Source organism: Mycobacterium pinniadriaticum, assembly GCF_026242045.1.
In the GTDB taxonomy this organism is placed as follows: Bacteria; Actinomycetota; Actinomycetes; order Mycobacteriales; family Mycobacteriaceae; genus Mycobacterium; species Mycobacterium pinniadriaticum.
The window spans coordinates 20,121-30,086 of sequence record NZ_JAPJDO010000054.1; the positions used below are offsets into that span (position 1 = coordinate 20,121).

Annotated in this window: 11 protein-coding genes and 1 pseudogene; 10 read left to right on the forward strand and 2 right to left on the reverse strand. The window is 67.9% G+C overall.

Annotated elements, in window-relative coordinates; translation table 11 throughout:
* The first annotated feature begins 35 nt into the window (after positions 1-35).
* A complete protein-coding gene (locus ORI27_RS30435) occupies positions 36-482 on the forward strand; it encodes an Lrp/AsnC family transcriptional regulator (RefSeq protein WP_266000879.1) in 447 nt (148 codons plus the stop codon).
* A 70-nt stretch (positions 483-552) separates the two neighbouring features.
* Positions 553-1,752 carry an NAD(P)/FAD-dependent oxidoreductase gene (locus tag ORI27_RS30440; RefSeq protein ID WP_266000878.1) on the forward strand — a complete coding sequence of 400 codons (1,200 nt, stop codon included), beginning with the start codon at positions 553-555 and terminating at the stop codon, positions 1,750-1,752.
* Positions 1,753-1,801: 49 nt separating this feature from the next.
* Here the strand turns inward: ORI27_RS30440 and mftR are convergent, their stop codons facing one another.
* Positions 1,802-2,419 carry a mycofactocin system transcriptional regulator gene (mftR, locus tag ORI27_RS30445; RefSeq protein WP_266000877.1) on the reverse strand — a complete coding sequence of 206 codons (618 nt, stop codon included), beginning with the start codon at positions 2,417-2,419 and terminating at the stop codon, positions 1,802-1,804.
* 92 nt (positions 2,420-2,511) lie between these two features.
* Between mftR and mftA the strand changes: the two genes are divergently transcribed.
* The 8 genes from mftA to ORI27_RS30485 all read left to right on the forward strand — a co-directional run bounded on the left by mftA (position 2,512) and on the right by ORI27_RS30485 (position 9,853).
* A complete protein-coding gene (mftA, locus tag ORI27_RS30450) occupies positions 2,512-2,607 on the forward strand; it encodes a mycofactocin precursor MftA (protein WP_005143850.1) in 96 nt (31 codons plus the stop codon).
* A gap of 2 nt (positions 2,608-2,609) precedes the next feature.
* Positions 2,610-2,924: a mycofactocin biosynthesis chaperone MftB gene (gene mftB / locus ORI27_RS30455; protein WP_407666490.1), complete on the forward strand. Its 315-nt coding sequence runs from the start codon at positions 2,610-2,612 to the stop codon at positions 2,922-2,924.
* The gene (gene mftC, locus ORI27_RS30460) at positions 2,921-4,090 is read left to right on the forward strand and encodes a mycofactocin radical SAM maturase (RefSeq protein WP_266000876.1); all 1,170 of its coding nucleotides are present in this window, start codon (positions 2,921-2,923) and stop codon (positions 4,088-4,090) included. Before mftB ends, mftC begins: the two co-directional genes overlap by 4 nt.
* Before the next feature lie 2 nt (positions 4,091-4,092).
* Positions 4,093-5,286 (forward strand): pre-mycofactocin synthase MftD, encoded by a 1,194-nt coding sequence (gene mftD, locus ORI27_RS30465; protein ID WP_266000875.1) that lies wholly within the window; start codon positions 4,093-4,095, stop codon positions 5,284-5,286.
* A 126-nt stretch (positions 5,287-5,412) separates the two neighbouring features.
* Positions 5,413-6,156 carry a mycofactocin biosynthesis peptidyl-dipeptidase MftE gene (gene mftE / locus ORI27_RS30470; RefSeq protein ID WP_266000874.1) on the forward strand — a complete coding sequence of 248 codons (744 nt, stop codon included), beginning with the start codon at positions 5,413-5,415 and terminating at the stop codon, positions 6,154-6,156.
* Positions 6,153-7,565 (forward strand): mycofactocin biosynthesis glycosyltransferase MftF, encoded by a 1,413-nt coding sequence (mftF, locus tag ORI27_RS30475; RefSeq protein ID WP_266000873.1) that lies wholly within the window; start codon positions 6,153-6,155, stop codon positions 7,563-7,565. The genes mftE and mftF overlap by 4 nt, the downstream gene beginning before the upstream one ends.
* A gap of 4 nt (positions 7,566-7,569) precedes the next feature.
* Complete coding sequence (gene mftG / locus ORI27_RS30480) at positions 7,570-9,006, forward strand: mycofactocin dehydrogenase MftG (protein ID WP_266000872.1); 1,437 nt, start codon at positions 7,570-7,572, stop codon at positions 9,004-9,006.
* Between the two features lie 196 nt (positions 9,007-9,202).
* Entirely contained in the window at positions 9,203-9,853 is a 651-nt protein-coding gene (locus ORI27_RS30485; protein ID WP_266000871.1) for a TetR/AcrR family transcriptional regulator, read from the forward strand.
* On the opposite strand, the pseudogene ORI27_RS30490 reads toward ORI27_RS30485, so the two are convergent.
* Positions 9,819-9,966: pseudogene (locus ORI27_RS30490) on the reverse strand (cytochrome P450); the annotation flags it as partial. The gene ORI27_RS30485 and the pseudogene ORI27_RS30490 overlap by 35 nt on opposite strands.

Consider the following 9,966-nt stretch of genomic DNA (forward strand, 5'->3'; position numbering starts at 1 on the left):
ATGGTGATCTGTTAAGCAGAGAGTGGGAGATGGCGATGGACCGGTTGGACGACACCGACGAGCGGATTCTGGCCGAGCTCGCCGAGCACGCTCGCGCGACGTTCGCCGAGATCGGCGCGCGGGTGAATCTCTCGGCCCCCGCGGTGAAACGCCGGGTCGACCGGATGCTGGACAACGGTGTGATCCGCGGGTTCACCACGGTCATCGACCGCAGCGCGCTGGGGTGGAACACCGAGGCCTACGTTCAGGTGTACTGCCACGGCACTATCGCGCCAGATCAGTTGCGCGCGGCCTGGATTGACATTCCCGAGGTCATCAGCGCGGCCACCGTGACCGGTACCTCCGATGCCATCCTGCATGTGCTCGCCCGCGACATGCGCCATCTGGAGGCGGCGCTGGAGCGGATCCGGTCCAGCGCCGACATCGAACGAAGCGAGAGCATCGTGGTGTTGTCCAACCTGATCGATCGTTCACGGGCGTGACCGCCAACCCAGTGGTTGGTAACGGCAGGCTGGCGCGCACTTCGCGAGTGCGATCGTGTAAGAACACCACGTGAGCACGAGCGAAAACGGCCCCGAAAAAGGCATCGTCATCGTCGGCGGCGGGCTGGCCGCCACCCGAGCTGCCGAACAGCTGCGTAAGTCGGGCTACACCGGTCCGGTCACGATCGTCAGTGACGAGGTGCACCTGCCCTACGACCGCCCGCCGCTGTCCAAGGACGTGCTGCACGCCGACCTCGACGACGTCACGCTCAAACCCGCCGAGTTCTACACCGAGAACGACATCACCATGCGACTCGGCAGCGCGGTCACGTCGCTGGACACCGCCGCTCAGACCGTGACACTGGCCGACGGTGCGGTGCTGGGCTACGACGAGCTAGTGATCGCGACCGGACTGGTACCCAAGCGCATCCCGTCGTTCCCCGACCTGGAGGGCATTCGGGTGCTGCGGTCGCTCGATGAGGCGTTGGCGCTGCGCGCTCATGCCGGGTCGGCTCGCCAGGCGGTGATCATCGGCGCCGGCTTCATCGGCTGCGAGGTGGCGGCGAGCCTGCGCAAGCTCGGCGTCGACGTGGTCCTGGTGGAGCCGCAACCCGCCCCGCTGGCCTCGGTGCTGGGTGAGCAGGTCGGAAACCTGGTCACCCGATTGCACCGCGCCGAGGGGGTGGACGTGCGCACCGGTATCGGGGTGGCCGAGGTCCGCGGCGACAACGGGCAGGTGACAGGCGTGGTGCTGTCCGACGGCAGTGAGCTGCCGGCCGACCTGGTTGTCGTCGGCATCGGGTCGCGCCCGGCCACCGACTGGCTGGAGGGCAGCGGAGTGGCCCTCGACAACGGTGTGGTGTGCAACGAGGCGGGCCGCACCAGCGCGCCGCACGTCTGGGCGCTGGGCGACGTCGCGTCGTGGCGCGATGCGACCGGACATCAAGTCCGCGTTGAGCATTGGAGCAATGTCGCCGAGCAGGCTCGCGTCATCGTGCCGGCGATGCTGGGCCAGGAGGCGCCGTCGGTGATCGTCGTGCCGTATTTCTGGAGCGACCAGTACGACGTCAAGATCCAGTGCCTGGGCGAGCCGGAAGCCACCGATATCGTGCACATCGCCGAGGACGACGGACGCAAATTCCTGGCGTTCTACGAGCGCGACGGCGTGGTGGCCGGCGTGGTCGGGGGCGGGATGCCCGGCAAGGTCATGAAGACCCGCGCCAAGATCGCCTCCGGCGCTCCGATTTCCGACGTCCTGCCCGAATCCTGAGCGATTTCGGCGCGCTTTCCGTCGCTGAGCGAACGAAAGCGCGCCGAAATCACTGGCTGTCGAGATCATCGAGGCCGTGCGCGACGACGTCGAAGGCATCTCCGAGTGCCTGGGGCAGCGACACCTCCTCGTCGGCCAGCCAATACTCATAGGCCGACAGGGCCACGCCGAGCATCAGCCAGGCGACGGACTGGGGGACCAGATCGCTGGGCCTGCCGCCGGTGCGGGTGGCCACGAAGTCCGCGACCACCCCTCGCCAGCCGGCGTACATGGTCATCGAGTGGGCCTGCAGCTCGGCGGTCTGCAGGATCACCCGCATCCGCTGCCGGTGTCGTTCGGTCTCTGAATCGTCAAAAGTGTTGAATGCCAGCAGTGCTGAGCGAAGCGCCGCGCTGACGGGCGCCGCCACGTCGGCCTGTTCGAACAGGTCCCGGAAGTGCTCCAGATGGGCGTCGAAGTCGCCCCAGGGGATCGCATTCTTCGATCGGTAATAGCGGAACAGGGTTCGGCGCGCGATGCCCGACGCCTGGGCGACGTCGTCGACGCTCACCGAGTCGAACCCGAAGTTCGCGAACAGGTCGAGCGCGACGTCGGTGATGTGGTCCTGGGTGGTGGAGCGGCGCCGGCCCACTCGGGGGCCGGCGGAGCCCGCCGAACCGCTTGTCATCGACCCGCCCCTTCCTTTTCGGCACTCGATGCCATATTCTTGCGATCTCGATCACAATTGTCGAGAACCTGGCCGACGAAAGGGTGCTTTTCATGGAGCCGAGCCACGCAAGTGAGACCGAGACCGAACTCGTGACCGAGACGCTGGTCGAAGAGGTCTCCATCGACGGGATGTGCGGGGTCTACTGACCGTGCCCGCCCACGCAGTGGGCGATCCGGCTGTGGCCGGGTCGGACTTCGACCCGGCACTCAGCTGGCGCCTGCATCCGCAGGTCGCCGTGCGACCCGAACCCTTCGGCGCACTGCTGTACCACTTCGGCACCAGGAAGCTGTCGTTCCTGAAGAACCGCACGATCCTGGCCGTGGTGAACTCGCTAGCCGAACACCCCGATGTGCGCGCCGCCCTGCGGGCGGCCGGCGTCGACGAGCCCGACGAGGCACCCTATCTGCATGCGCTGAGCGTGCTGGTGACCTCGAATATGTTGATCTGCAAGGATTCCCAATGACTTCGGTGGCACCGGTACCCCGGTTGATCGAGCAGTTCGAGCGCGGCCTCGACGCGCCGATCTGCCTGACCTGGGAGCTGACCTACGCCTGCAATCTGGCCTGCGTGCACTGTCTGTCCTCCTCGGGTAAGCGCGACCCCCGCGAGCTGTCCACGGCTGAGTGCATGGACATCATCGATGAGCTCGAGCGTATGCAGGTCTTCTACGTCAACATCGGCGGTGGCGAACCCACTGTGCGGCCGGACTTTTGGGAGTTGGTCGACTACGCGACCGCGCACCACGTCGGGGTCAAGTTCTCCACCAACGGCGTCCGCATCACCCCGGAGGTGGCGGGACGGCTGGCCGCCAGCGACTACGTCGACGTGCAGATCTCATTGGACGGCGCCACCGCGGAGGTGAACGATGCCGTCCGTGGACCGGGCTCGTTCGACATGGCGACTCGGGCCCTGGAGAACCTGGCCGCCGCCGGCTTCAAAGACGCCAAGATCTCGGTGGTGGTCACCCGGCACAACGTCGACCAGCTTGACGACTTCAAGGCGCTCGCCGACCGGTACGGCGCGACCCTGCGCATCACCCGGCTGCGCCCCTCCGGACGCGGCGCCGACGTGTGGGACGAACTGCATCCCACCCCCGAGCAGCAGGTGACCCTCTACGACTGGCTGGTGGCCAAGGGGGAGCGGGTGCTGACCGGTGACTCGTTCTTCCACTTGTCCGGCCTCGGCGCCCCCGGTGCGCTGGCCGGGCTGAACATGTGCGGCGCCGGCCGGGTGGTGTGCCTGATCGACCCGGTCGGTGACGTCTACGCGTGTCCGTTCGCCATCCACGACCGGTTTCTGGCCGGGAACATCGTGCGGGACAACGGCTTCGACAACGTATGGAAGAACGCGCCGCTATTCCGCGAACTGCGCGAGCCGCAATCGGCGGGTGCCTGCGGCAGCTGCGGGCACTATGACGCCTGCCGGGGCGGCTGCATGGCGGCGAAGTTCTTCACCGGCCTTCCGCTGGATGGCCCCGATCCGGAGTGCGTCGAGGGCTATGGGACCCCGGCGCTTGCCGCCGAGCGCGACAAGCCCCGCCCGAGCGCCGACCACTCCCGCGGCAAGCCGATCATGCTCACCCTGTCCACCCGGCCCCCGGCCAAGCCCTGCAACGAAAGTCCGATCTAGTCATGGCACGCGACACCTGGTTCGAAACCGTCGCCCTCGCACAGGAGCGCGCGCGCAAGCGCCTTCCCAAGTCCGCGTACGGCGCACTCATCGGCGGCAGTGAGAAGGGGCTGACCGTCAACGGCAACAACGAGGCCTTCAACGAGCTCGGCTTCGCACCGCACGTCATCGGCGCCCTCGAAAAGCGGGACATGGCAACCACCGTCATGGGGCAAGAGGTTTCGCTGCCCGTTCTGATCTCCCCGACCGGCGTACAGGCCGTGCACCCCGACGGCGAAGTAGCCGTGGCCCGCGCGGCCGCGGCCCGCGGCACCGCGATGGGGCTGTCATCGTTTGCCAGCAAGCCCATCGAAGAGGTCGTCGCGGCCAATCCCAAGACGTTCTTCCAGATCTATTGGCTGGGCGATCGGGAGGCCATCGCCGCACGCGCCGAGCGGGCCCGCGCGGCCGGGGCGGTCGGGCTCATCGTGACCACCGACTGGAGCTTCAGCCACGGGCGCGACTGGGGCAGCCCGAAGATCCCGGAGAAGATGGATCTCAAGACCATGCTCAAGATGAGCCCCGAGGCCATGACCAGGCCGCGATGGTTCTTGCAGTGGGCCAAGACCCTGCGTCCGCCCGCGCTGTCGGTGCCGAATCAGGCCGCCAAGGGGGAGGCCGGTCCGCCGTTCTTCGCCGCGTATGGGGAGTGGATGGGGACCCCCCCGCCGACCTGGGACGATATCGCCTGGCTCCGCGAGCTCTGGGGCGGGCCCTTCATGCTCAAGGGCGTGATGCGTGTTGACGATGCCAAACGGGCTGTGGATGCTGGTGTTTCGGCGATCTCGGTGTCCAACCACGGCGGCAACAACCTAGACGGCACCCCGGCCTCGATCCGCGCGCTGCCCGCGATCGCGGCAGCGGTCGGTGACCAGGTCGAGGTGCTGCTCGACGGCGGTATCCGGCGGGGGAGTGACGTGGTCAAGGCGCTGGCACTCGGCGCGCGCGCGGTGATGATCGGACGGGCCTACCTGTGGGGCCTGGCCGCCAACGGGCAGGCGGGTGTGGAGAACGTCCTCGACATCCTGACCGGAGGTATCGACTCGGCGCTGCGGGGACTGGGGAAGGCATCGGTTCACGACCTGACGGTTGAGGACGTCCTCGTCCCAGACGGCTTCATCCGGGCACTCGGGGTGCCTCCCGGTGAGGTGAGCTGATCCCGGCGTAAGCGAGGTTGTGGGGCTGGCGTGACTGACGGGACGGCGGTAAACGCCCCTGGCGGGCCCAGCGGACCCGAATACGAAAGAAATTTGTATTCTCCCCGAACAATTGACGCACGGCAGATGAATTCGGCCTACCATCGGCGCGTGGCTTTTCGGAGCGAGTTGGGCAGTTCGACATCGAGACAACTCCGCGACTCCTCACCCACGATCTTGATCCCGGTGGGCTCGACCGAGCAGCACGGTCCGCATCTGCCGCTGGACACCGACACCCGTATCGCCACCGCGGTGGCCCGGACCGCGGCCGAGGATCTCAACCGCCGCGATCATGATCACTATTTGCTCGCTCCCGCGATCGCCTACGGCGCCTCCGGCGAGCACGAGGGCTTTGCCGGGACGGTGTCGATCGGCACCGAGGCGCTGATCGCGGTGCTGGTCGAGTACGGCCGTTCGGCCTGCGGCTGGGCTCGGCGGATCGTCTTCGTCAACGGACACGGCGGCAACGTCGAGGCGATGCGCTCGGCGGTGCGCCGCCTGCGTACCGAGGGCCGGGACGCCGCCTGGTGCCCGTGCGTCGCGGAGGGCGGCGATGCCCACGCCGGGCACACGGAAACGTCTGTATTGCTACATATTTCACCGGCCGACGTGCAGACCGACGCCTGGTGTAGCGGGAACCGGGCGCCACTGGCTACCCTTTTGCCGCAGATGCGTCACGGCGGGGTGGCTGCAGTCAGTGAGGTGGGCGTGTTGGGTGACCCGACAACGGCGACACCGATGGAGGGGGCGCGCATCTTCGAACAGATGGTCGCCGAGTGTTCGCGGCGTATCGATCGGTGGCGCCCGGCTGATGACGGGATGCTGACATGACCCAGCCCCGGCTGCCGGACGGATTTGCCGTACAGGTCGACCGACGCGTGCGCACCCTGGCCGAGGGCTCGGCTCTGCTCGGCGGGTCGCCCACCCGGCTGCTGCGGCTGGCGCCGTCGGCCCAGACGCTGCTGGACGACGGTCGCCTCGAGGTGCGCGACGCCATGAGTGCCCAGCTGGCCCGCACTCTGCTCGATGCCACCGTCGCACACCCACGGCCGGCGGGCGGTCCGTCACATCGCGATGTCACAGTCGTGATTCCGGTGCGCAACAATCCTTTTGGGCTCTATCGCCTGGTGATGTCATTGCGGGGGATGCGGGTGGTCGTCGTCGACGACGGTTCGGAAACTCCAGTGCAGTCGAGCGACTTCGCCGGTGCGCGTTGCGAGATCGAGGTGCTGCGGCACTCCCGCAGCAAGGGGCCGGCGGCTGCGCGCAACACCGGACTAGCCTCGTGTACAACAGATTTCGTTGCCTTCCTGGATTCCGACGTCGTGCCGCGCCGGGGCTGGCTGGAGGCGCTGCTGGGTCACTTCTGCGACCCGGCGGTCGCGTTGGTCGCCCCCCGCATCGTGGGGCTCGGACACAGCGATCAGCTGATCGCCCGCTACGAAGCGGTGCGGTCATCGCTCGACCTCGGCGAGCGGGAGGCGCCGGTGGTGCCCTACGGGCCGGTGTCCTACGTGCCCAGCGCTGCGATCATCTGCCGGCGGGCCGCGCTGCAGGAATTGGGCGGGTTCGATGAGACCCTGCCGTCCGGAGAGGACGTCGACCTGTGCTGGCGGCTCATCGAGTCCGGTTCCCGGATGCGCTACGAGCCGATCGCACTGGTCGCTCACGAACACCGCACCGAGATGCGGGCGTGGCTGCAGCGCAAGGCTTTCTACGGAAGTTCGGCCGCTCCACTGTCGATCCGCCACCCAGACAAGACCGCGCCGGTGGTGATCTCCGCCTGGAGCCTGCTGGTGTGGTTGCTGATGGCGCTGGGATCGGCGACGGGCTATCTTGCCTCACTGGTCTTCGCCGGGGTGACCACGCGCCGCACCGCCAAGGCGATGCAGAACACCGATGCCGGGATCTTCGACGTGGTATTCCTGGCCCTGCGGGGTATCGGGGCGGCCGCCCTGCAATTGTCGGCAGCGGTCTGTCGTCACTACTGGCCGCTGGCATTGGTGGCGGCTCTGCTGTCCCGCCGGTGCCGGCAGGCGATCGTGGTGGCCGCGATCCTCGACGGAGTTCAGGACTGGATTACCCGCAACCGCAATAACGACGTCGAGGGTAAGCCGATCGGTCTGGTCGCCTACCTGCTGCTCAAGCGGCTCGACGACCTGGCCTACGGCGCCGGCTTATGGACGGGTGTGGTCCGCGAGCGCACGTTGCGGCCGCTGAAACCTCAGATCAAAACCTGACTCGGTGGTCGACCACATCGCGCGCAGCGACGTGCTGATCGTCGGCGCCGGTAGCGCCGGATCTGTCCTCGCCGAACGCCTCTCGGCCGATCCCGCACGCCGGGTCACCGTGCTGGAAGCCGGTCCAGGGCCCGACGAGCCCGGAGTCCGGGAGCTCACCCACAACGGTCTGCAACTGCCGATCGGCGCGGCCAGCCCGCTGGCCCAGCGATACCGGACGTCGTTGACCGACGACCCACGCCGTGGCGCCGACATCGTGCGGGGTCTGACTGTGGGCGGTTCCGGCGCGGTCAACGGCGGCTATTTCTGTCGGGCACTACCCGCCGATTTCGACGGACCCAGTGTCCCCGGCTGGTCCTGGCCGGAGGTTCGGCCGCACTACCGGGCGATCCAGGACGACCTCGATTTCCCCGATCGGGCCGATGGCGGCCCCATCGCGATCCGGCGTACTCACGAATTTCTCGGCAGCACAGCGTCGTTCGTAACCGCTGCCGCCGGCGCCGGGCTGCGCTGGCTGCCCGACCTCAATGCCGAACCGCACGGCGACAACGCGCCGCCGGGAATCGGGGCGGTGCCGTTGAACATCGTGGACGGCGTCCGCACCGGCCCCGGCGCGGCCTTCCTCGAGCCCGCAGCCGCCCGGCCCAACCTGACCGTGCTCACCCGCAGCCGCGCACAGAGAATCCGGATCTCCGGCGGCCGGGCGGTTGCCGTCGAGGTCCTCGGACCGGCCGGGCCGGTCGTCGTCGAGGCCGATCGCATCGTGCTGTCGGCGGGTGCCATCGGGTCAGCGCACCTGCTGATGCTCTCCGGCGTCGGGCCGGCGGCGGACCTACGTTCGGCGGGTATCACCGTGGCGGCTGACCTGCCGGTGGGGCAGCGTACCTTCGACCACCCCGAATGGGTGCTGCCGACCACCTGGACCGTCGCTCCGCAACGTCCGGTGCTCGAAGTGGTGCTGGTCATGGATGGGCTCGAGATTCGGCCGTACACGGGCGGGTTCATCTCGATGGTCGGCGACGGGACGCTCGGCCGTCCGGATTGGCCCCATCTGGGCGTGGCGTTGATGACGCCTCGCGGCCACGGACGGGTCGCGTTGCTGTCGCCCGATCCGGCGGTCGCCCCGCTGATCGAACACCGCTACGACCACGCTCCCGAAGACGTGGTAGCGCTGCGCCGCGGGTGTCAGCTCGCCAGTGAAATTTTCGGAGCCACAACCCAGCTCGGCGAACCGATATGGTCGACCTCGCAGCATCTCTGCGGCACGGCCCCGATGGGCACCGATGACGACGAGCACGCAGTCATCGACCCGCGGTGCCGGGTGAGGGGTATCGATAATCTCTGGGTGGTGGACGGCTCGGTGCTGCCGCGCATCACCAGTCGGGGGCCACACGCGACCATCGCGATGATCGGCCGCCGCGCTGCGGAATTTGTGGCGTGAAACCACCGGTTCCACCGGGCTGGAATCGGGGTCAACGGCCGAGTGGAGACGTCACGCGACCGCGAGTCGGTACCCTGGTCGGGCCGGATCAGCGCGCCCGCGCGGTGGCACTCCTTCGGTTACAGTCATTCGTTCGGGACCATCAGTCTCGAAAACGGCCAGACGTGGGAATCGTCGCGGGAGAGGATTTGGGGCGATGACGGGCCGACGCAGCGATCCGAGACCGGCGCGCTCACGCGCCCGGTTACTGGACGCGGCAACGGCATTGCTGCGCACCGGCGGACCGAGCGCGGTGACCGTCGACGCGGTCACGCGCGGCGCGAACGTTGCCAGGGCGACCCTGTACCGGCACTTTCCCAGTGGGAACGACCTGCTGGCGGCGGCTTTCCACAGCCTGATTCCGCCCGCGCCGATGCCGCCGGAGTCGGGATCGCTGCGGGACCGCCTCGTCGCACTGATGCAGGCGCAGGCCGACCTCATCTGCGATACCCCGATCCTGCTGACGGCCACCTATTGGCTGGCGCTGGGTCCGGATATGGAACATCTGCCGGGCAGGACCGAGGGTGTCGACAGCCCTGAAGTGCGTACGTTACGGGAGCGGGTCGCCCAGCAGTATGGAGCGCCGTTCGATGCGATTTTCGACAGCCCCGATGCGAAACGTGAACTCGGTGACGTCGACCGGGCGCAGGCGATCATGTTGCTGATCGGCCCGCTTGTCGCCGGGCGGATCAGCACACTGGCCGATTTTGATTACCGCGAATGTGCGCGCGCCGCGGTGGACGGGTTCCTGGCCGTCCACCGGGCCAATGAAATCACTTCAGCGAGTAGCGGATCGGCAGGTGTTTGAGACCGCCGACGAAGGTGGTGGCCATCAACTCGGGTTCGCCGGCCAGTTCGATGGATGTGATGCGGGGGACGAGTTCGGTGAAGAAGCTGTTCATCTCCATGCGGGCCAGGGCC